This window comes from Streptomyces sp. NPDC056480 (genome assembly GCF_042795405.1).
Taxonomy (GTDB): Bacteria; Actinomycetota; Actinomycetes; order Streptomycetales; family Streptomycetaceae; genus Streptomyces.
Map to the genome: position 1 here is coordinate 59,123 of NZ_JBHTSA010000032.1, position 22,111 is coordinate 81,233.

Annotated in this window: 16 protein-coding genes; 9 read left to right on the plus strand and 7 right to left on the minus strand. The window is 72.3% G+C overall.

The window, feature by feature from the left end; all coding sequences use genetic code 11:
* The first annotated feature begins 314 nt into the window (after nucleotides 1–314).
* The 9 genes from ACFQ79_RS16850 to ACFQ79_RS16890 all read left to right on the plus strand — a co-directional run bounded on the left by ACFQ79_RS16850 (nucleotide 315) and on the right by ACFQ79_RS16890 (nucleotide 15,513).
* Nucleotides 315–5,234 (plus strand): ricin-type beta-trefoil lectin domain protein, encoded by a 4,920-nt coding sequence (locus ACFQ79_RS16850; RefSeq protein ID WP_383583909.1) that lies wholly within the window; start codon nucleotides 315–317, stop codon nucleotides 5,232–5,234.
* 39 nt (nucleotides 5,235–5,273) lie between these two features.
* The gene (locus ACFQ79_RS16855) at nucleotides 5,274–5,930 is read left to right on the plus strand and encodes a hypothetical protein (RefSeq protein WP_383583912.1); all 657 of its coding nucleotides are present in this window, start codon (nucleotides 5,274–5,276) and stop codon (nucleotides 5,928–5,930) included.
* A gap of 279 nt (nucleotides 5,931–6,209) precedes the next feature.
* A complete protein-coding gene (locus ACFQ79_RS16860) occupies nucleotides 6,210–6,839 on the plus strand; it encodes a TetR family transcriptional regulator (protein ID WP_383583914.1) in 630 nt (209 codons plus the stop codon).
* 84 nt (nucleotides 6,840–6,923) lie between these two features.
* Nucleotides 6,924–9,125: a molybdopterin oxidoreductase family protein gene (locus ACFQ79_RS16865; RefSeq protein WP_383583916.1), complete on the plus strand. Its 2,202-nt coding sequence runs from the start codon at nucleotides 6,924–6,926 to the stop codon at nucleotides 9,123–9,125.
* A gap of 118 nt (nucleotides 9,126–9,243) precedes the next feature.
* On the plus strand, nucleotides 9,244–10,695 hold the full coding sequence (locus tag ACFQ79_RS16870; RefSeq protein WP_383583919.1) for a CitMHS family transporter: 1,452 nt from the start codon (nucleotides 9,244–9,246) through the stop codon (nucleotides 10,693–10,695).
* 210 nt (nucleotides 10,696–10,905) lie between these two features.
* A complete protein-coding gene (locus ACFQ79_RS16875; RefSeq protein ID WP_383583921.1) occupies nucleotides 10,906–11,790 on the plus strand; it encodes a hypothetical protein in 885 nt (294 codons plus the stop codon).
* A 52-nt stretch (nucleotides 11,791–11,842) separates the two neighbouring features.
* Nucleotides 11,843–12,637 carry a class F sortase gene (locus ACFQ79_RS16880; RefSeq protein ID WP_383583923.1) on the plus strand — a complete coding sequence of 265 codons (795 nt, stop codon included), beginning with the start codon at nucleotides 11,843–11,845 and terminating at the stop codon, nucleotides 12,635–12,637.
* A gap of 207 nt (nucleotides 12,638–12,844) precedes the next feature.
* Nucleotides 12,845–14,236: an aldehyde dehydrogenase family protein gene (locus ACFQ79_RS16885; protein WP_383583926.1), complete on the plus strand. Its 1,392-nt coding sequence runs from the start codon at nucleotides 12,845–12,847 to the stop codon at nucleotides 14,234–14,236.
* A gap of 194 nt (nucleotides 14,237–14,430) precedes the next feature.
* Entirely contained in the window at nucleotides 14,431–15,513 is a 1,083-nt protein-coding gene (locus ACFQ79_RS16890) for a Zn-dependent alcohol dehydrogenase (RefSeq protein ID WP_383583949.1), read from the plus strand.
* 197 nt (nucleotides 15,514–15,710) lie between these two features.
* Here ACFQ79_RS16890 and ACFQ79_RS16895 read toward each other — a convergent pair whose 3' ends face one another.
* Genes ACFQ79_RS16895 through ACFQ79_RS16925 form a run of 7 tightly spaced genes read right to left on the minus strand, consistent with a single transcriptional unit; the run spans nucleotide 15,711 to nucleotide 21,942 of the window.
* The gene (locus tag ACFQ79_RS16895) at nucleotides 15,711–16,682 is read right to left on the minus strand and encodes a PDR/VanB family oxidoreductase (RefSeq protein WP_383583928.1); all 972 of its coding nucleotides are present in this window, start codon (nucleotides 16,680–16,682) and stop codon (nucleotides 15,711–15,713) included.
* Between the two features lie 2 nt (nucleotides 16,683–16,684).
* Nucleotides 16,685–18,136 carry a purine-cytosine permease family protein gene (locus ACFQ79_RS16900; RefSeq protein WP_383583931.1) on the minus strand — a complete coding sequence of 484 codons (1,452 nt, stop codon included), beginning with the start codon at nucleotides 18,134–18,136 and terminating at the stop codon, nucleotides 16,685–16,687.
* A complete protein-coding gene (locus ACFQ79_RS16905) occupies nucleotides 18,133–18,513 on the minus strand; it encodes a Rieske (2Fe-2S) protein (RefSeq protein WP_383583934.1) in 381 nt (126 codons plus the stop codon). Before ACFQ79_RS16905 ends, ACFQ79_RS16900 begins: the two co-directional genes overlap by 4 nt.
* Entirely contained in the window at nucleotides 18,510–19,400 is an 891-nt protein-coding gene (locus tag ACFQ79_RS16910) for an iron-containing redox enzyme family protein (RefSeq protein WP_383583936.1), read from the minus strand. Before ACFQ79_RS16910 ends, ACFQ79_RS16905 begins: the two co-directional genes overlap by 4 nt.
* Nucleotides 19,397–20,203, minus strand: coding sequence for a dihydrodipicolinate synthase family protein (locus ACFQ79_RS16915; protein WP_383583938.1), 807 nt, complete (start codon nucleotides 20,201–20,203; stop codon nucleotides 19,397–19,399). Before ACFQ79_RS16915 ends, ACFQ79_RS16910 begins: the two co-directional genes overlap by 4 nt.
* 25 nt (nucleotides 20,204–20,228) lie before the next feature.
* Entirely contained in the window at nucleotides 20,229–20,774 is a 546-nt protein-coding gene (locus tag ACFQ79_RS16920; protein ID WP_383583940.1) for a DUF6190 family protein, read from the minus strand.
* Complete coding sequence (locus ACFQ79_RS16925; RefSeq protein ID WP_383583943.1) at nucleotides 20,764–21,942, minus strand: aminotransferase class I/II-fold pyridoxal phosphate-dependent enzyme; 1,179 nt, start codon at nucleotides 21,940–21,942, stop codon at nucleotides 20,764–20,766. Before ACFQ79_RS16925 ends, ACFQ79_RS16920 begins: the two co-directional genes overlap by 11 nt.
* Nucleotides 21,943–22,111 lie beyond the last annotated feature (169 nt).

Below are 22,111 nucleotides of genomic sequence, written 5' to 3' on the forward strand. Positions count from 1 at the left end.
TCGCTCCAGGATTTCCCTTGATCAAGGGGGTTGGCCTGTGGCTATGGTGATCCCCGCGCGCCGAGCGGGGTCCGACCAGCCCCCACGACGGCGCGCACATCACCGGCGGCCGGGGGAACAGTGCCGCCACGGGGAGGGATGGACCACCATGCCGCGACAACGATTCGCCATGCCCTGAGCGAGGCCCCTGCGGGCCCGCTCGGCTCCGGAACCGCCGCGTCCGCCCGACGCGTACCCGGAGCTCCTTCTCCCGACGGGCGCCCCCACCGTCCTCGTTCCGTACGAAGGATGCAGTTTTGCGTTCCAGACCAAGGATGTTCGCATCCGGACCGCGGTTCTCCGCGGTCCTCAGCCCACTGACCACCTCCGTGGTCGGCCTGGCGCTGCTCGGCGGCCTGGCCGTCCAGCCCGGCCTTCCCACCTCCCCGCGCATGGGCGCGGTCGGCAACGACTACGACTGGTACACCGACACCGCCGCGGAGCAACTGCGGCAGGACCAGTGCCTCATGGCCGAAGTGCTGCGCATGGGCGGGCCCGCCATGGCCGGCGTCGCCCAGGGCGGCCTCGACCTGTCGCCCGAGGCCCTTCGCACGGCCGCCGATCGCAAGTACTGGGAGGAGACTCCCCTCGCCACGGCCTTCGACAAGGACCGGGCCGCCGCCGACAAGGAACTGGCGGACATCTACGCTCTCCGCGAGAGCTGGAAGAAGCCGGTCTACGGACTGACGACCGTGGCCGGCATCAACGACGCCACCTTCCACTGGCCCCCCGGCGTCGGCGGCGGCGAGGACTTCCACACCCAGACCGGCCTGACCAAGTGGATCGCGGACCGGTTCTGGAAGGACGAGGGCGACTTCTACGTCGACCCCACCCCGAAGGCCGACGAGAAGACCCGCAAGGCCGTCACCGATCTCGGCGCCCCTCGCTACGGCAAGGCCCCCGATCCGCAGACCAGCACCGACTGGTACCGCGACGGCGCCGAGCACGCCGGCTTCGAGTGGCTGAAGGAGGCCACCTTCGAGCCCACCGGCGCGGACAACGCCCGCCTCTTCCTCGCCCAGGGCGGCTTCCCCCGTACGGGCCCCACGCCGGGCAGCCCCGAGTACCGCATCGCGGTCGAGGACCTCAAGACGCGCTTCTCGACCTGCGCGTGGCGCGACCCGATCGACCCGAACGGCGTCACCGGTCCCGCTGCCGCCGAGGCCGCCGCCGAGTGGCAGCGGGAGATCACCTCCCAGGCCACCCAGCGCAACCGCGTCGTGGACGCGAGCGAGGACGCCACCAAGGCGCTCGCGACCGGCTCCCGGGCGCTCGGCCAGATGCTCGGCCACTCGTGGGTCGCCGACCACCTCACCCGCTGGCAGGACTACTGGTCCGCGGGCGGCGTCGGCTGGATCGGAGACGCCGATTCCACGATCCAGTTGAAGGGCGCGGCGGGCAAGTGCCTGGAGGCACAGGGCGGCGCGACGGCCAACGGCACTCCCGTCCAGGTCTACACCTGCAACGGCTCGGCCGCGCAGCAGTGGCGGATGGAGGGTGACGACCACGGTCTGCACCTGCGCAACGCCAAGTCCATGTCGTGCCTCGACGTCTCCAACAACAGCTCGGCCGTCGGCGCGAAGATCCAGATCTACACGTGCAACAGCTCCGCGGCGCAGACCTGGGAGTACACGCCCCGCGCCACCACGCAGCTCAAGGGCGTCGGCTCCGGCAAGTGCCTGAACTTCCCGACGTACGACCTCGGCAAGGACGCGCTGCTCGCCACCTGTGCCGTCGCCGGTTCCCAGCAGGTCACCATCAAGCCGTCCGGCCAGAAGGGCGAGGTGCAGCCCAAGGCCCACCACGACCAGGCGGCCAAGGGCATCGCGGACGCCCGGGCGGGCGCCAAGGCGCAGCTCGCCGTCATCAAGCAGCAGGCCGCGGCGGCCAAGACGGCCGTGGCCGCCTCCGACGCCGCCGAGCAGGCCGCGTACGCCATCGCCGACAAGAACGGCGCCCCGCGCGGCCGCGGACTGCTGGTGGGTCTGCAGAAGGCACAGGTCACCAAGGGTGCCGCCGCCGCGCTCGACGCCATGGTGAAGGCCGGCGAGACCGCCGAGGCCGCCACCCGGGCGGCCGCGGCGGACAGCGAGACGATCACGCAGCGCGCGCTGGCGCAGGCCGCCCTGTCGAAGGCCGAGTTCCGCAAGGAGGCGGCCCGCGCCGCCGAGTGGCAGGCCAAGTCCGCGGCGGAAGGCGCCAAGTTCCAGCGCGACACCGCCAAGAGGGAGAAGGAGACCGCCGAGGCCAAGCTCGCCGTCGCCGTGCAGGCGGAGGCGGACGCCAAGGCGGCCGCCGCCGACGCCCACGCCCGCAGGCTCTCGGCGGAGGCGGAGGAGAAGACCGCCGAGAAGGAGAAGCTGACCGCCGTCGCCAAGCAGGGCGAGGCGGCCCAGCACCGCAGGAACGCCGAGGCGGAGGCGGTGAAGGCGGAGGACGCGAGGAAGCTCGCCGAGTCTTCCGAATCCACCGCCGTCCAGAAGAAGAACGACGCGGTGAAGGCCAAGGACAAGGCCCGCGAACTGCGGGACGACGCCTGGGCCGCCGAACAGCGGGCGGACGCCGCCCGTGCCAAGGCCGACGCGAAGGAGGCCTTCGCCCAGGCCCACGAGTCCGACGCCGCCGCCCAGGAGTCCCGGGCGGCCGCGGACGCCGCCGACACGCACGCGGACAACGCGGAGGCCGCCGCGGGCCGGGCCCGGGGCGAGGCGGACGCCGCGACGGCCGCCGCCGCCGAAGCAGACGCCGCCGCCACCCGCGCGGAGGCCGCCGCGAGCCGGGCCCGTGCCGACTCGGACGCCGCCCAGGCCGCCAAGCTCAAGTCCGAGGCGGCGGTGAAGACCGCGACCAGCGCCGTGGCCGACGCCCTCAAGGCATCACAGCGCGCCGCCGACGCGGCGAAGACCGCCGTGAAGCTCGCCGACGAGGCGGAGACCAGGGCGAAGGAGGCCAAGACCCACGCGGACGAGGCGAACAAGGAGGCGGAGAAGGCCCTGGCCGCCGCCGCCAAGGCCTCGGGCTTCGCCCACGTCACGGCCCAGGCCGCCGTGGACGCGGGGAACTCCGCCGCACAGGTCGCCCAGCCCGCCAACGACGCGATCCAGCTCGGTTCCCCGTATGTCACGACGGACTCCGCCGCAGGCCTGGTCGTACTGACCGGCCAGGCGTCGAAGACCATCGCCGAACAGCAGAAGGCCGTCGCCGACGCCCACGCCAAGAACGCGAAGGACGAGGCGGCCGCCGCCAAGGCCATCGCCGACGCGGCCACCGGCGAGGCCAAGCAGGCGTACGTGCACGCCGCCAACGCCGCCGGCTACGCGGCCGAGGCGCGCGGCTACGCCAAGGAGGCCCTCGGCTACGCGGGCGACGCCGCCCGTGCCGCGGCCAAGGCCGCCGAGTCCCTGGCCCGTACGGTCGAGTGGGACCGTCAGGCCGGTGAGGACGCCGCCGCCGCCGACAAGGCGGCCGGACGCGCGGAGGGCCATGCCAAGGCCGCCCGCGACTCCGCCGACCAGGCGGCTCTGGACGCCGAGGGCGCCCGGACCGCTGCTGCCGCCGCCGAGCAGTCCGCCAAGGACGCCCGCGCCGCGGCCGACCGTGCCGACGCCGCCGCAACCGAGGCCGAGGAAGCGGCCAAGGACGCGCTGAGGTACGCCAAGGAGGCGCAGGACGCGGCCGATTCCGCCGCCCGCAAGCAGGCCAACCAGCAGATCACGGACGGCGCGGGCACGGGCGGGGTCGGGGGCACCTTCTTCGTCGTCGACGAGGACACCCTCAAGATCACCGACTCCAAGCAGCAGAAGCCCTGCGTCCTCGAGCCGGGCTGGACGGGGTGCACCGTCACGTTCGACGTGACGTTCGACGTCGAGGTCGACTTCTTCCTGTGCACCAACCCCGAGGTGCTGGCGACCGAGACCGGCTGCCCGCCCGAGGACACCCTGCTTCTCGACCGGCAGCCGTTCAAGGGCCTGAAGAAGGAGGTCACCCGCTACTTCAGCAAGTGGGACCTCATCGAGGAGACCCTCGCCTACAAGATCCTCAAGGCCGTCCTGCTGCAGGACTTCATCGACTGCTGGAAGGGCAGCGCCGGCGGCTGCGCCTGGGCCGCGAGCAACTTCATCCCGGGCAAGGCGTTCACCAAGATCGGCGAGGCGATCACCGCCCTCCACGCCGCGATGAAGACGGGCATCGGCGTCGGCGACGCCTACCGGGCGCTCAAGGCCATCGAAGGCCTGGACCCCGCGACCCTCGCCAAGATCACCCAGCAGATGAACATCTACGAGGACGCCTTCACGTCCTGCGTGCGCAACAGCTTCCCGGGACACACCCCGGTGCTGATGGCGGACGGCACGCACCGGCCCATCAGCCAGGTGGCGATCGGCGACCTGGTGAAGGCCACGGACCCCTCCTCCGGGGAGCTGCGGACCCAGAAGGTCACAGCGACCTTCCGGCACGACACCGAGCGTCTGGTCGACATCACCCTCGCCGGCGACGGCAGGCTGACCAGCACCGTGGGCCACAAGTTCTTCGTGGCCGACCGCGGCTGGCGGACCGTATCCGAGCTCCGCGTCGGTGACCGCCTGCGGACCCCGGACGGCCTCGTCCGGGCCGTGACCGCCCTCCACGACCGTACGGGCCTGGCCCCCGCGAGGGTCTACGACCTCACGGTCGACGGCCCTCACACCTTCTTCGTACGCACCACGGGCGCGCGTCCGCAGGACGTGCTCGTCCACAACTGCCTGAACATCGTCGCGGACGAGGGCACGAACGGCGCTCACACCCTGGGCGAGCACGTCCTCGACGAGGAGGCGGCATGGGCGAAGGCCGCCAGGGACGGCATCGCGACGGTCTGGAACGACCAGGACACGGCGGTGAACTGCATCAACGAGGCCTTCCAGCAGTGGGTGCAGCGCAGCCCGAAGAACCTGGCGAAGCTCACGAAGTGGATCAACGAACAGCGCAAGCTGCCGAAGTCGCAGATCTTCGATCCCCGTTACGACCTCTTCCCCATCGAATGGGAGCTCCGGGGCAAGGGGTCGCTGGGCAAGGTCTACCGTGACGGGGCCTCGGCTCCGGTGGCGACCGGAAGCAAGGTGGTGATCAACATCAAGGCGGTGCGGGGCGGGTCCCACGCCGGCGATCCGGACCTGAGCGTCCCGGGTAACTTCGTGATCTACACCGCCTACCCGAAGTAGGGGGACGGGAGCCGGACAGAGGAAACAGGAGAAGGACACATGGCGCAGCCGCACCGGCATCTCGGCGTCGACATCGGGCTCAGCGGGCTCATCAAATGGATCCGCTACCCGCGGGTTCCGAGCGAGGCCGCAGGCCTGGACGTCGTCACGAGCGTGGCCGGCCGATTCGACGGGGCTTTCGCCCACCAGCTCCTGGGGGACTGCGTCGTCCTCCTGGACTCGCCCCTCACCAGCCGGGAGATCGAGGTCCTCTGGCTGGCCGGGACGTTCCGCGAGTTCGATCTGGAACGCCTCGGGATCGACGGCCGGGAGTGGCTGCGCGGGATCGCGGACATCTGCACCGACAGGATCCGCGCCGACGACCCCTCCTTCACCGACGCCGCCGCCCCGGTGGTGGACGACGCGGTGAGGGAGGCGGTCGCCGCCGAGGTCCGCTCGGTCGGACCCGCCCTGGAACAGGCCACGGCCCACCACTCCTACAGCCCGCTCGACGGCGTCGTCCCGGCCCTGCGGCGGGTCGTGGACCTCGAACCGGACCTGGGCTTCCGGCTGCTGCTCCGGGCCGTGAAGGGGTACTTCGTGCGGATCGGCGAAGCCCGGTACGAGCGGTACCTCGCACTCGGCGACGAGCTCGGCCTCGGTGAGGACGTCGTCGACGACGGCGACTTCAACATCTGGCCGGAGCTGGACGACTGACGCCCGGCGGACGCCCCGGACACGACCGGGGCGTCCACGGGCCGCCCGGGCCGGTTCCTCCATCGCGCCGGGCGGCCGTTCCCTCCGTCGCGCCGGGTGGGGGGCCACCGTCGCGCCGGGTGGGGGCCACAGTCGCGCCGGGTGGGGCCACCGTCGTGCCGGGTGGGGGTCACCGTCGCGCCGGATCGGGTTCGCGGGGCCGCCCGGCGTCGTCTCCACCGCCTTCCGGCCGTTCTCGCGGGCCGCCCGGGCCGTGGAATCCGCCGGAGGAACGGCATCATGGACCCCGTGCCCCAGTCCCACGCCCAGATCCCGTCCACGCTGCGCCGGGCCCCCGTGCAGCAGCGGAGCGCCGAGCGGCTCGCCCGGATCCTCGACACCTGCGCCGAACTGCTCGACGAGACCGGCTACGAACAGCTGAGCACCCGTGCCGTCGCAGCCCGCGCGGGAGTCCCCATCGGCTCCGTCTACCGCTTCTTCGACAACAAGCGGGCCATGGTCGCCGCGCTCGCCCACCGGAACCTCGACCGGTACGCCGAGCGGATCGCCGCCCACCTCGACGCCACCGCGGACCCCGACCCCCACGCGGCGATCGACGGTGTCCTCGACGAGTTCATCGCCATGAAGCGGACCGTCCCCGGCTTCGCCCTCGTCGACTTCGGCGTGCCCGCCGCAGAGGAGGCCGGCGAGGACCCCAACGGCCTGGTCGCCGAGCGGATCTGCGAGCTGCTCGCCGCCCACCTCGGCCGGCCCGCCGACGAGACGCTGCGACGCAAGGTCAGGGTCGGCGTCGAGACCGCCGACACCCTCGTCCGGCTCGCCTTCCGCACCGCCCCCGAGGGCGACCCGGCCGTCATCGACGAGACCCGGCAACTCCTTCACGCCTATCTCTCGCCCTCCCTGTCGTAACCCTCCCGGGCGTGCCTACCGGTCGGTATGCTCGCGGCGGGCCGATGCCCCGGCCCCGACCCGACGCTGCCCCAGGGAGACGCCATGTCCACCGCCCTGCGCATCTGCCCCCTCTGCGAAGCGACCTGCGGACTGACCCTGACGATCGACGGGTCCCGGGTCACCGGGGCGCGCGGGAACCGCGAGGACGTGTTCAGCCAGGGGTTCGTCTGCCCCAAGGGGGCCGCCTTCCCCGGGATCGACGCCGACCCCGACCGGCTCCGCACCCCCCTGGTCAGGAAGGACGGGCGGCTCCAGGAGGCGACCTGGGAGGAGGCGTTCGACACGATCGCGGCGAGAATCCGTCCGCTGATCGAGGAGTACGGGCCGGATGCCGTGGGTATCGTCCTGGGCAACCCCAATGTGCACACGATCGCCGGCGCCCTCTACCCGCCCCTGCTGATCGGCGCGTTGCGCACCCGGAACCTCTTCACGGCGTCGACGATCGACCAGATGCCCAAGCACGTCTCCAGCGGCCTGCTGTTCGGAGACCCCTTCGCGATCCCCGTGCCGGACCTGGACCGCACCGACCACCTGCTGATCCTCGGAGCCAACCCGCTGGACTCCAACGGAAGCCTGTGCACCGCCCCCGACTTCCCCGGCAGGCTCAAGGCGCTGCGCCGGCGCGGCGGCACCCTCACCGTCGTCGACCCCCGGCGCACCCGCACCGCACGCGTCGCCGACCGGCACATCGCCATCCGCCCAGGCGCCGACGCGTTCCTCCTCGCCGCGCTCGTCCACACCCTCTTCGAGGAGGGTCTCACCGACCTCGGCCCGCTCGCCGCCCAGGTGGAGGGGGTCGAGGAGGTGAGGGCCGCGGTCGGGGAGTTCAGCCCCGAGGCGGTCGCCGACGCCTGCGACGTGGACGCGGACACCATCCGCGCCCTCGCCCGGGAGCTCGCCGCCGCGCCCACCGCCGCCGTCTACGGGCGGATGGGCAGCTCCACCGTGGCGTACGGCACCCTCGCCAACTGGCTCGTCGACGTCCTGAACATCCTCACCGGCAACCTCGACCGGCCCGGCGGCGCCCTCTTCCCGCTCTCCGCCACCGCGCCCGCCCCGCGTCCCGCGGGACCCGGCAGGGGCTTCGCCCTCGGCCGCCGGCACAGCCGCGTCTCGCACCACCCCGAGGTCAAGGGGGAGTTGCCGATGGTCGCGCTCGCCGAGGAGATCGAGACCCCGGGGGAGGGCCGCATCCGGGCCCTGATCACCGTCGCCTCCAACCCCGTCCTGTCCGCGCCCGACGGGGACCGCCTCGACGCGGCCCTCGGCTCCCTCGACCTGATGGTGGCCGTCGACCCGTACCTGAACGAGACCACCCGCCACGCCGACGTCCTGCTGCCGCCGCCCCCGCCCTCCAGGAGCGCCCACTTCGACTTCGCCTTCAACGCCCTCGCCGTCCGCGACCAGGCCCGCTACACCCCGGCCGCCGTCCCCCTCGAGGCGGACCGGATGGACGAGTGCGAGATCCACGCCCGGCTGATCCTCGCCGTCTCCGGGATGCACGGGGCCCCGCCGTCCGCCGTCGACCAGCTCGCCATCGACACCACCCTCGCCAAGGCGGTGACCCAGGAGCACTCGCCGGCGTACGGGGCGGATCCCGAGGAGTTCGCGGCGGGGCTCACCGGGGACACCGGGCCCGAGCGGCGGCTCGACATGATGCTGCGTCTCGGCCCGTACGGGCTGACCCTCGACGAGCTGCGGGCCCACCCGAACGGCATCGACCTCGGCCCGCTCAAGCCGCGTCTCCCGCAGGTCCTCAAGACCCGCAGCGGACGCATCGAACTGTTCGCCGCGCCGCTCGCCGCCGACCTGCCCCGGCTGCGGGCCGCACTCGACGCCGCACCCGACGCGACCGGCGTCCAGCTCGTCGGGCGCCGCCACCTGCGCTCGAACAACAGCTGGCTGCACAACACCCCGGCCCTCGGCGGCGGTACGAACCGGTGCACCCTCCAGGTGCACCCCGACGACGCGGCCCGGCTGCGGCTCGCCGACGGCGGCCTCGCGCGGGTCAAGGGCGAGGGCGGCGAGCTGGAGGTGCCGGTCGAGGTGACCGACGGGGTGCGTCCGGGGGTCGTGAGCCTGCCGCACGGCTGGGGTCACGACCGGCCGGGCACCCGGCTGGCCGTCGCGTCCGCGCGCCCCGGAGTCAATGTCAACCAGCTGCTCGACGGCTCCCGGCTCGACCCCCTGTCGGGCACGGCCGTCCTCAACGGCTTCCCTGTCCAGGTCTCGCCCCTCCCGTGACCTGGGGTTTTGCTCGTATTGCTCACGCGTCAACGTCTTGTTAACGGCAGAAGGGGGCACCTACCGTCATCCGGACCGCCGCTCGGCGGGGTTCAAGGGTGAACGTGAGGTGTCCTCCATGCTGACCGTCCTCGGCTTCGCCATGATCGCGACCTTCCTGGTCCTGATCATGATGAAAAAGATGTCGCCGATCGCGGCGCTCGTGCTGATCCCCGCGCTGTTCTGCGTGGTGGTCGGGCAGGGGGCCCAGCTCGGCGACTACGTCATCGAAGGAGTCGGCAAGCTGGCGCCGACGGCGGCGATGCTGATGTTCGCCATCGTCTACTTCGGCGTGATGATCGACGTCGGCCTCTTCGACCCGATCGTCCGGGGCATCCTGCGCTTCTGCAAGGCCGATCCCGTACGGATCGTGGTGGGTACGGCGGTGCTCGCCGCGATCGTGTCGCTGGACGGCGACGGCTCGACCACGTTCATGATCACCGTCTCGGCGATGTATCCGCTCTACAAGCGGCTCGGCATGAGCCTGGTGGTCATGACGGGTGTCGCCGCCACCGCCAACGGCGTCATGAACACCCTGCCCTGGGGCGGCCCCACGGCCCGCGCCGCGACCGCGCTGAAGCTGGACGCCGGCGATGTCTTCGTACCGATGATTCCCGCGCTCGGCATGGGCCTGCTCTTCGTGTTCGCCCTCGCGTACGTCCTCGGGCGCCGCGAGCGGAAGCGCATCGGCTACCTGACGCTCGACGAGGCGCTGGTGCCCGAGACCGACACGGTGCTCGTCGCGGCGGGTGCCGGTGGTGCCGTCGACCTGACCAAGAAGCCTGTCGGGGGTTCCGGTGACGCGCCGGGCGAGGGCTCCGGGTCCGGCTCCGACTCCGGTTCGGGTTCCGGGTCCGGTTCCGGATCCGGTTCGGGTGAGGACGAGGGGTTCCAGGGGCTCGACCCGAACCGCGCGACCCTGCGCCCCAAGCTGTACTGGTTCAACGCCGGACTGACGGTCGCGCTGCTCGCCGCGATGATCCTCGAACTGATGCCGATCCCGGTGCTGTTCCTGCTCGGCGCCGCGCTCGCGCTCACGGTCAACTACCCGAAGATGGCCGAGCAGAAGGCGCGTATCGCCGCCCACGCGGACAACGTCCTCAACGTCTCCGGCATGGTCTTCGCCGCCGCCGTCTTCACCGGTGTGCTCACCGGCACGGGCATGGTCGAGCACATGGCCGACTGGCTCGTCGGTGCCATCCCGGAGGGCATGGGCCCGCACATGGGCCTGGTCACCGGTGTGCTCAGCATCCCGCTCACCTACTTCATGTCGAACGACGGCTTCTACTTCGGCGTCGTACCGGTCCTCGCCGAGGCGGGCGCCGCCCACGGCGTCTCGCCCCTGGAGATCGCCCGCGCCTCCCTGGTCGGCCAGGCGCTGCACATGTCGAGCCCGCTGGTCCCCGCCGTGTACGTGCTCGTCGGCATGGCGAAGGTGGAGTTCGGCGACCACACCAGGTTCACGGTGAAGTGGGCCGCGCTGACCTCGCTCGTCGTCCTCGCGTCGGGGATCCTCTTCGGCATCATCTGAGCCGAGGAGCCGAGGAGCCGAGGAGCCGAGGAGCCGAGGAGCCGAGGAGCCGAGGAGCCGAGAGGCAGGGGCCGCGGAGCCGCGACCTGGGCCGGACGGGCGACTTCGGAGGGTGGCGTGCGCATGTCGCCACCCTCCGTAGTCGTGTTGTGACAGATAGTCCGATTATCGGTTGTACTGTCCGACGAGCTCCTTCCGGAGGAACCCCGCATGACCGCTCGTACCGTCCGCCCTCTCGCCGCCACGGCGGCCGCCACCCTCACGTTCGGCGGCCTCGCCCTGGCGGGCGCGCCCTCGGCCTTCGCCGCTCCCGGCGACAACGGCGACATCAAGGTCCACAGCGTCGGCACACCCTTCGCGTCCCAGAGGGACGAAGCGAGGGTCTGCAGGTTCTACCTGTCGGCCTCCGACTTCGAGACGCTCCAGCAGGTCAACTGGGCGATCTCCCGCCAGCCGTCCGCCAACGGGCCCGCCCTCTCCGGACAGCTCACCCTCGCGTCCGGCGCGGGGCACACGGATCCGCTCTCGCTGCCGAGCGGGCAGTACCGGCTCTCGTGGACCTTCCAGGGACAGACCGTCGTGGTCAGGCCGAAGGCCTTCCAGGTCGCGTGCCCCGGTGACACCGTCGCCAGCCCGCCACCCACCGGCGGGAACGGTGGCGGCGGCAACGGCACGGGCGGGAACGGCCTCGGCCCGAACGCCACCGGCGGCAACGGTACGAACGGCAACGGCGGCAACGGCGGCAACGGCGGCAACGGCACCGGCGGCAACGGTGCGAACGGCACGGGCGGCAACGGCAGCGGCACGAACGCCGCCGGCACGAACGGCACCGGCGGCAACGGCAACAGCTGGAACGGCGGCGGCAGCGAGAGCGGCAGCAGCTGGAACAGCGGAAGCGGGAGCAGCAGTGGCAACGGCTGGAGCGGCCGGCCTCCGCAGGGCGCCGTCGGCGCGGGTGGCGGCGGCAGCGCGCAGGTCGCCGCCGACGACTCCTCCGGCTTCGGCATCGGGGCGGCCGTCGCCGCAGGCCTCGCCGGTACGGCCGGACTGGTTCTGATCCGCCGCTCGCGCCGCCGCGACAATGGCGCCGCGTAGGTTCTCGCGCCTCACGCGCCGCCAACGGCGCCTGTTCCGGCTCGCCAGGACCGTGACGGTCGCCGTGGTCCTGGTGACCGGCGTCGTCTGGTGGGCTGGTGACGAGGAACCCGACGGTCCGGCGCTCGCCGCCGCTCCGGCCGCTGCCGGCCGGGCGGGAGCGGCGGTCGGAGCGCCGGCGGCCCTCGACCACAAGGCGAAGCCCGAGACGAAGCCGGAGGCGCGGCCCGAGGTGAAACCCGAGGCGAAACCCGAGGCGAAGCCGCAGGCGAGGTCCACGGTGAAGCCGGAGGCAAGGTCGAAGGCGGCGCCCAAGGTGGCGCCCGGGGTGAGGCCGAAGGCCGTACCGTCGCCCCGGCCGTCGCCCCCGCCCGCTCCGCTGGCCCGTTCGCGTCCCGTCACCGTCGCCGTACCCGCCATCACCATCGAGGCCCCCGTGCTGGATCTCGGTCTCGACGGCGAAGGGCGGCTCGCCACACCGCCGATCGACAACCCCGATGTGGTCGGCTGGTACGCGAAGGGGGTCACCCCCGGTGAGCGCGGGACCGCCGTCGTCGTCGGACACCGTGACACCAGGACCGGACCCGCCATCTTCGTCAGCCTCGACTCGCTCAGCGCCGGCAACACCGTCCGGGTCGCACGCGCCGACGGCAAGGTCGCCGTCTTCACGGTCGACCGCGTCGTCACGTACTCCAAGACCGACTTCCCCGACAAGGAGGTGTACGGCTCCACCGGGCGGCCCGAACTGCGGCTGCTCACCTGCGGCGGAGCATTCGACCCCGGAAGGGGTTACGAGGCGAACATCGTCGTCTTCGCCCATCTCACCGACATCGCCCAGCAGATCTGAACCGGGTCCGACGGATCCCAGCCGCTCCGTCGGCCCCCTCCCCGCCGCGTCCGGCGTCTGCCCGGTCCTGTCGTGGACAGGGGGCACGCGGGGGCGGCACGATCGGCCGGGGACTGAGACCGGGGGCACGTCCGGAGGCCCTGGCGCCCAAAAACTAACAGCGCTAGTTTGGGTGTCGAACCGATCGGCAGTGTGAGGAGACATCGGATGAAGGCGCACGACGCGATGTACATCGGCGGGGAGTGGCGGCCCGCCGCTGGTCCCGACACGATCGCCGTCCTCAATCCGGCGGACGAGCAGGTCATCGCCCACGTCCCGGCCGGCACCGCCGAGGACGTCGACGCGGCGGTACGCGCCGCCCGCGCCGCCCTGCCCGGCTGGGCCGCGACCCCGCCCGCCGAGCGCGGCGCCCGGATCGCCGCCCTGCGCGACGCGCTCGCCGCCCGCGCGGAGGAGATCGCCGCCACCGTCACCGCCGAGCTCGGCGCTCCGCCGCAGCTCGCCGCCGCCGTGCACGCCGGACTGCCGATCGCCGTGGCGGGGACGTACGCCGACCTCGCCGCCACCCACTCCTTCGAGGAGAAGGTCGGCAACTCCACCGTCTACGCCGAGCCCGTCGGTGTCGTCGCCGCGATCACCCCCTGGAACTTCCCGCTCCACCAGGTCGTCGCCAAGGTCGCCCCGGCCCTCGCCGCCGGCTGCACGACCGTCCTCAAGCCCGCCGAGGACACCCCGCTGACCGCCCAGCTCTTCGCCGAGGCCGTGCACGAGGCGGGCCTGCCGGCCGGTGTCTTCAACCTGGTCACCGGCCTCGGCCCGGTCGCGGGGCAGGCCCTCGCCGAGCACCCCGACGTGGACCTCGTCTCGTTCACCGGCTCCACCGCCGTCGGCCGCCGCATCGGCGCCCTCGCGGGTGGCGCCGTCAAGCGGGTCGCCCTCGAACTCGGCGGCAAGTCCGCCAACGTCATCCTGCCGAGCGCCGACCTCGCCAAGGCGGTCTCCGTCGGCGTCGCCAACGTGATGTCCAACTCCGGTCAGAAGTGCAGCGCCTGGACCCGGATGCTGATCCCCGCGGACCGGTACGAGGAGGCGGTGGCGCTCGCCGCCGAGGCCGTCGCCAAGTACGTCCCCGGCGAGCGCCTCGGCCCCCTGGTCAACGCCAAGCAGCGGGAGCGCGTCCGCGGCTACATCGAGAAGGGCGTCGAGGAGGGCGCACGGCTCGTCACCGGCGGCCCCGAGGCCCCGCTCGAGACCGGCTACTACGTCTCCCCGACCGTCTTCGCCGACGTCACCCCGGAGATGACCATCGCGCAGGAGGAGATCTTCGGACCGGTGGTCTCGCTCCTCCGGTACGAGGACGAGGAGGAGGCCCTCGCCATCGCCAACGGCACCGTGTACGGCCTGGCCGGAGCGGTCTGGGGCGACCCGGAGGAGGCCGTCGCCTTCGCCCGGCGCATGGAGGCGGGCCAGGTCGACATCAACGGCGGCCGGTTCAACCCGCTGGCCCCCTTCGGCGGGTACAAGCAGTCCGGCGTGGGCCGGGAGCTCGGCGCGCACGGCCTCACCGAGTACCTCCAGACCAAGTCCCTGCAGTTCTGAGACGCGCACCGGCGCCACCGGCCTTTCCGGCCGCACCTGCCGTACCCGCGCCACCGTCCCCACGGGCCGCACCTGCCCCACGGGCCGCACCTGCCCCACGGGCCGCACCTGCCCTACCCGCCCCACCTGCCCCACCGGACCCGCAGTTCCGACCGACCCGTCCACGCGACTTCCGAGGAGCACCGCACGTGAGCCTGATCCGCGCCGCCGTCCTGCCCGCCGTCGGCTCCCCGCTGGAGGTCACCGGCATCGAACTCCCCGAGCCGGGCCCCGGCCAGGTCCGGGTCCGGCTCGCGGCCGCCGGCGTCTGCCACTCCGACCTGTCGCTCTCCAACGGCACCATGCGCGTGCCGGTGCCCGCCGTCCTCGGCCACGAGGGCGCGGGGACCGTGGTCTCCGTCGGCGAGGGCGTCACCCATGTCGCCCCCGGCGACGGCGTCGTCCTCAACTGGGCGCCGTCCTGCGGCAACTGTCATCCCTGCTCGCTCGGCGAGGTGTGGCTCTGCGCGAACGCCCTGGCCGGCACCGCGAACGTGCACGCCCGCACCGAGGACGGCACGGAGCTCCACCCCGGGCTCAACGTCGCCGCCTTCGCCGAGGAGACGGTCGTCGCCGCGAACTGCGTCCTGCCCGTCCCCGACGGCGTGCCGCTCACCGACGCCGCCCTCCTCGGCTGCGCCGTCCTCACCGGCTGGGGCGCGGTCCACCACTCCGCCCGGGTCCGCGAGGGCGAGACGGTCGCGGTGTTCGGCGCCGGCGGGGTGGGGCTCGCCACGCTCCAGGCGGCCCGGATCGCGGGTGCCTCGACGATCGTCGCCGTGGACGTCTCCCCGGAGAAGGAGGCGCTCGCGCGGGCGGCCGGGGCGACCGAGTACGTCGTCGCCTCGGAGACCACCGCGAAGGAGATCCGGAAGCTGACGGGGGGCCATGGGGTCGACGTGGCCGTCGAGTGCGTCGGCCGCGCCGTCAGCATCCGTACCGCATGGGACTCCACCCGGCGCGGCGGCCGCACCACGGTCGTCGGCATCGGCGGCAAGGACCAGCAGGTGAGCTTCAACGCCCTGGAGATCTTCCACTGGGGCCGCACCCTCGCGGGCTGTGTCTACGGCAACTCCGACCCGGCCGTCGACCTGCCGGTCCTCGCCGAGCACATCCGCGCCGGGCGCCTCGACCTGAGCGCGCTCGTCACCGAACGGATCACCCTGGATGGCATCCCGGGCGCCTTCGAGAACATGCTCGCGGGCAAGGGCGGCCGGGCCCTGGTGGTCTTCCCCTGACACCGGGCGGCCCCGCCCGCGAGGAAGCCCGTACCGACGTTTCGGTACGGGCTTCCGCGCGTCGGGATCACGTCACGTCGGGGACCGCGTCGCGTCACCGACCGCGTCCCGTCACGGACCGCGTCACCGACCGCGTCGCATCGCGTCACGGACCCCTTCACGGTCCGCGTCGCGTCGCGCCGCCGATCGACGTCGCGTCACAGGTCCAGCACGAGCCGGGCGCCGCGCGAGCGTCCCACGCAGATCATCATCGTCGCCCCCGAGGCCTTCTCGTCCTCGCCGAGCACGGAGTCGTGGTGCTCGGGCGTCCCGGCGATCACCTTCGTCTCACAGGTGCCGCAGAAGCCCTCCTCGCAGGAGTACGCGACACCGGGCACCACCTCGCGCACGGCGTCGAGCAGGGTGCGGCCGGGCGGGACGTGCACGGTCCGCCCGCTCCGCCGCAGCTCCACCTCGAAGCCGTCACCGGCCCCGGAGTCCGCTCCGGCGTGCTCCCCGGAGTCCGCCGCGGACTCCCGCGCCGGCGCCGCCCCGAACCGTTCCGTGTGCAGGGCGCCCGGCCACCGTTCCTCCACCGCCCGCAGCAGTCCCTCGGGCCCGCAGCAGTACACGGCCGTCTCCGCCGGAAGCTCCGCCAGGACACCGTCCAGGTTGGGCAGCCCCGCCGTGTCCTGCGGGACGAGCGTGACCCCGGGGAGCGCGGAGAGCTCCTCGCGGTACGCCATGGCCGTCAGGCTCCGGCCCCCGTACAGCAGGGACCACGACCCCGGCGGAAGCGAGCGGACCATCGGGAGCAGCGGGGTGATGCCGATGCCGCCCGCGATGAACAGGTACCGCTCGGCGGGCACCAGCGGGAAGCGGTTGAACGGGCCCCGCACCCCGAGGACCGTGCCCGCGCCGACGGCGGTGTGGACCTCCTCGGATCCGCCCCGGCCGTCGCGCTCCCGCAGGACCCCGAGCCGGTACGTGCTCCGGTCCGCCGGGTCCCCGCAGAGCGAGTAGTGCCGGACCGCCCCGGACGGCAGCGTCACCTCCAGATGGGCGCCGGGCTCCCACGGGGCCAGCCGGGCGCCCGTGGGATCGGTGAGTACGAGCCCCAGGACGCCCTCGGCCTCGGGCACGACCGCCCGGACCGTGAGCCGGGCGGTGAGCGGGACTGTGGTGGACATCGTCACCTCGGGTCTCGTGTCGGCGGCAGCAGCGGCTCCGGCCACACCCGGCACAGCACCCCGTACAGAACGGCCGCGACCGCGAAGGAGGCCGGCAGGCTCAGGTCGACCCCGCCCGTGAGATCGGTCAACGGGCCGGTGTACAGCGGGTTGTTGACCCAGAGCACCCCGACGACCGAGCCGAGCGCGAAGGCCGTGGCGGCCCGCGGGTTGACCCCGCCGGCGTACCAGTACCGGCCGCCCCCGCCCGTGGTGAACGTGCGCAGCGCCTCCGCGTCGTACCTGCCCCGGTGGAGCACGTACCCGACGAAGAGCACCGCCGCCCACGGGGCGACGACGGTCAGCAGCAGCGTCACGAACGCCGACATCGCGTCCATGGCGTCGTACACGACCGCCCCGAGGTACAACACGGCCGCCGCGAGCACCGCGACCACCGTGGTGACGGCGGCCCGTGAGGAGCGCCAGAACACGGAGTTGGCGGAGAGCCCGGCCGCGTACAGGCAGAGTCCGGCCTGCGGCAGGGTGCCCGCGAAGCCGAACACGACAACAGCGACCGCGAACCAGCCGGGCACCGCGTCCGTCAGGCCCTGGAGCCACGGCTCGTCGGGGACGGGGAAGAGGGTCGTCACGTACGCGCCGGTGAGCAGCGCGGCGAGACTGCTGAGGAACATGGAGACCCCGCTGGCCCGCACGACCCGGCCGGTGGGCGTCGAGGCGGGCATGAAGCGGGTGTAGTCGCCCTGGAAGGTGGCGTACGACAGGGGCACGGTGGCGGAGGCGGTCGCCGCGAGCAGCCAGGTGTGCAGGGTGCTGTCGAGCGCGAGCGTCCCGCCGGCGTAGCCCGCGTCGAAGTCCGGGGCCAGGACGAGCACGGTGCCGAGGAGGACCGCGCCGCCGGTGACCGCGGTGACCTTGTAGGTACGGACGAGGGTCTCGTGGCCGCGCACGGCGACCAGCGCGACCGCCGCGGCGGTCACGAACATCGCGGCGGTCAGGGCGCCGGGGCCCGTGGGGGTGGAGAACAGCCGGTGGCCGGCGACCATGACGGCGGTGCCGCCCGTCCAGACGGCGATCGCGAAGAAGCCGAGCGCGGTGACCACGGTGAGGACGTTGCCGACGACCCTGCCCCGTACGCCGAAGTGCGCGCCGCTCGACACGGGGTCGTTGGTGCCGGTCCGGACGCCGAAGCGGGCGAGCGGCGCGAGCAGCGCCGTGCCGACGGCCACGCCGACGGCGATGGCGCTCGCCGAGGCCCACCAGCCGAGGCCGAAGACGACGGGCAGCGCGCCGAGCACGACCGTGCCGAAGGAGAACTGCGCGGAGGGCCAGATCCAGCCGAAGTCGCCCGGGGTCGAGGTGCGTTCGGCCTCGGGCACCGGGGCGATGCCGTCGTGGTCGACGGCCGCACGGGGCGGCGTCACGGTGGACGCCGCCCCGGTCGGTGTGGTGGTCATGCGGCGCCCCCTGACGGGGCGGCCCCGGGAACGGCGGCTTCGGTGGGGGCGGCCGCCCGGCTGTCGTGGACGGGGTCGCGCTGCTCGGGGATGCTCAGGTCCCCGGGCAGCACGTCCACCACGCGGATGTCCGCGCAGGCCGCTCCCGCCAGGCGCTCCCCGCTGGTCAGGTCGAAGGTGGTGTGGTGCAGGGGGCAGGTGATGCGCAGCCTGTCCCCGTCGACCCTGCCGTACTTGAGCCGGCCCCCGCGGTGGGGGCAGACGGCGGCCGCGAGGACCTTGCGGCCGCCGACCTCGACGAGGACCAGGTCCTCGGTCACCTGGCGGACGGTGGGCTCGTCGGAGCCCCGCCGCCGCCCCGCGGGCACGGCCGTCATGCGACGGTCTCCCGGGCTCGCGCGACGGCCGCCTCGGTGGCCGTGCCGACGATGTCGGAGGCCAGGCGCACGCCCGCCCAGATCTTCGCCAGGTCCGGCTCCTCGAGCGTCCGGATCGCCGTGCGCATATGACTGCTGTGGTACGAGTCGATGTAGAGGTGCTCGGTGTAGTAGGCGTCATGGGTGATCCCGAGCCGCCGCGCCGCCCGGGCGTAGCTCTGGAACGCGTACAGCACACTGGTCTCGAAGTAGGCGTACGCGCCCAGGAAGTACTGCGGCGAGGGGGCCCGGCTCGCCAGCCAGTGGAACATGTTGACGTAGGCGAAGCACTCGGGGGTCGTCTCGTCGAGGTAGTCGTCGAGCCGGAGGCTCATGCCGAGCTCGGTGAGGAGGTCGCGGTAGAGCTGGGAGTGCGCCTTCTCCTCGTTTCCGCAGCCGAGTTCGTCGATGAGGACGCGGAAGACCGCCATCGCCGAGCGGTACGGCAGCCGGGGCACGACCGGGAGCAGCGACTCCGACTCGGTGAGGCCGTCGAGCGCGAACTGCCGCACCACGACCTTGAACTGGTCGAGCGTCGCGTGCTCGGCGAGGAAGGTGGCGCTCTCCGGGAGCGACGCCTCCTCCTCGGCGAGGAACTCCTTGAGGGCCTGGAGAAGCTCGCCGGGCGAGCCGAACCGGGGCGCGGAGGCCTCGTACGCCCGTGCCTTGGGAAGGATCCAGCGTTCCTCGATCGCGGTCATCGACCCGTAGTCGCCGAGGTTGGGGACCCGCCGGTAGAGGCCGTGCAGCTCGCGCTGGGAGGTCGCGGCCGGGGCGGTGATCGAGTGCGCGGCCACCGGGACGGCGGCCGGGGCGGACGCGGAGGGAGCGGCGGGGGTCGTGCTCATGCCGCCTTCGCCTCCTCGTGCACGGTCGGGGAGGCGATCACGCCGCGCCGGTGCAGTTCCTTCTTGACCCAGCGGTACCAGTCGTCCTTGAAGACGCCGTACCGCTCGCAGACGGTGTTGATCTCCGTCTGCCGGTCGGGGGTCGGGTCGACCAGCATCGCGTTGCACAGCGAGGGTTCGAGGTTGGCCAGCGGGCCGATGAAGCCGTCGATGCCCCGGGCGTCGACGAGGAGGTTCTCCCAGCCCTCGAAGACCGGGATGCCGGTGCCGGCCTCGGCCATGTTCCGGGTGAAGGCGGCGTCGCCGCTGGACTCCTTGATGCCGACGATCCCCGGGATCTCCTTGCAGATCCGGATCAGGGTGTCGAACTCGATGCGATTGCCCGAGAGCGCCTCCTCGTTGTAGAGGAAGATCGGGATGTCGAGGGCCGCGCGGATCGCCTTGTAGTGCTCGACGATGTCGTCCTGCGTCACCTCGGCGCCGAAGGGCGTGGTGACGACGACGGCGTCGGCGCCGATCGCGGCCGCGGTCCGGGCCCGGTCGATCACCGCGTCGGTGTCGGGGAGCTGGATGCCGGCGAGGACGGGCAGACCGCCCGCGTGCCGGACGGTGTACGTGACGACGTCCTGCCACTGCCGCGCGTCGAGCTTCCAGCCCTCGCCGGAGGTCAGGGCCGGCATGAAGCCGTTGACCTCGGCGCGGATGTGGTCCAGGAGACGGACGACGCTCGGCTCGTCGACGACGCCGTGCTCGTCGAACGGGGTGATCAGCGGGACGACGGTCCCGGAGTAGGTGCCAGGCATGAGTGGGGTGCCCTTCGGAACGACTTCAGAGGGTTTCGGAGACGACCTTCAGGACCAGCGACCGCTGGTAGAGGTCCTCCAGGTACGCCGGGAACGAGGGCTCCTCGCCGAGGGCGGGAGCGTCGGCCGGGACGAGCGGGGCCAGCGGTACGACGGGCAGGCCGGCCGCCGCCCGGACGAGCCGGGGGCTCGCCGTGTGGAGCACGCCCCCGCGGCCGATGACCTGGGCGAGCAGCAGACGTTCATGGGTGGGCAGACCGTCGAGCGCGGGCTCGTCGAAGGCCCGGCGGACGTCGGCCTCGGCGTAGGCGATCCGGTCGATCGCCAGGTCCGTGTGGAGGACGTCCATGAACGGGTAGTACTCGTCCTGCAGTTCCCGCTCGTAGCCCCACACGAGGTCGTCGCAGCGGCCGACCTGCTCCCAGCTCATGACGACCCCGCCCGCCTCCCCCGCGGCCAGCCGGCCGGCGAAGAAGGCCTTGGCGGCCACGCGGACCGCGTCGTCCTTGCTGTGCATGCCCATGAACGTGGTGGCGTCGATGAACACCACCGGGTCGGCGTCAGACGGCATAGCGCTCGAGCACCTTCCGCATCCGCTCCATGGCGCCGGCGAACAGCTCCGGCTCGCGGGCCAGGGCCAGGCGCACGAAGCGCTCGCCCTTCTCCTTGGTGTTCCAGTAGAAGAACGTGCCCGGCAGGACGTACACCTCCTCGTCGAAGAGGACGGCCTGGAGCTGGGTGGCGGTCAGGTGCTCCGGCTTGATGCGGAACCAGGCGACGCTGGTGCCGACGACCGGCTCCTGGAACTCCAGGATGGTGCCGCTGAGGGCGTTGCGGGCGGCCTCGCCGTTGGTGCGGATGATGTCGCGGACGGAGGCGAAGCCGTCGGTGATGGAGTCCTCGACGTACTGCGTGACCATGTTGAGGACGAACGGCGAGACGTTCAGGAGGACGCTGGTGTGGAGGTTGTAGACCTCCTCCTGGATGTCCCGGCTGGCCGTGATCATGGCGCACTTGGCGTCCTGGATCGGCCAGGTCTTGCCGGTGTCCTCCATGACCATGTAGGTGACGCCGGACTCCTCCAGGAGCCGGTAGATGTCCACCCGGCCGATGCCCTCGTCACAGAGCGCGAAGGACGCGAAGCAGAAGTCCATCACCAGGACCTTGTCGTGGTCCACGCAGTAGCGGACGACCTCGCGGAAGCCCTCCAGCTTCTCGGCGAGCAGGGTGAACCCGGTGGGGTTGTTGGGGTCGACGAGGTAGATCGAGTCCGCGGTGATCTCCTCGACGAGCCGCTCGTAGATGGAGTCCTTGTCGTGCAGCGCCGACTCGGCGAACGGGGCGATCGGCACCTGCATGTTGCGCAGCAGGTCGACCAGGTTGTCGAAGCAGGGCTCGACCAACTGCACCGACATCCCGCGCTGCTTGAGGAACATGCCGGCGACCATGGTCGACACGCTCGCGGAGTACGAAAGGAGCGTGCGGCCCATCGCACGGGCGGTGGGCTGCTGGTGCAGCCGGAAGAAGGCGTCGAGGAACTGCCGCTCGAAGTGCGCCTGCTGCTTCGACTCGGACTCGTGCCACAGCTCGGGAAGCCGCGAGACGATCCGCTCCTGGGAGGTGGACTGACGCTGGTGGGTGTGCGCGTCGGCCAGGTTGAACCGTGTCTTCAGGGCTTCGATCTCGTGCTGGGTGAGGTCGACGAACGTGCTGACGTCTGCCTTGTCGGTCAACGACATGAAGAACTCCCGCTGTCGATACGAATCTCCGTCCGGAATTCCGGCGGCGTGAATGACTTTAGGAGCTTCGACCGCCCTTGCGAATAACGGCCGGGTCACGCAATTAATAATCACCGCGATGTTCTGCCGGCGAAAAAAAGGAACGACGGCCAGGCATTCCTCGTAAAGG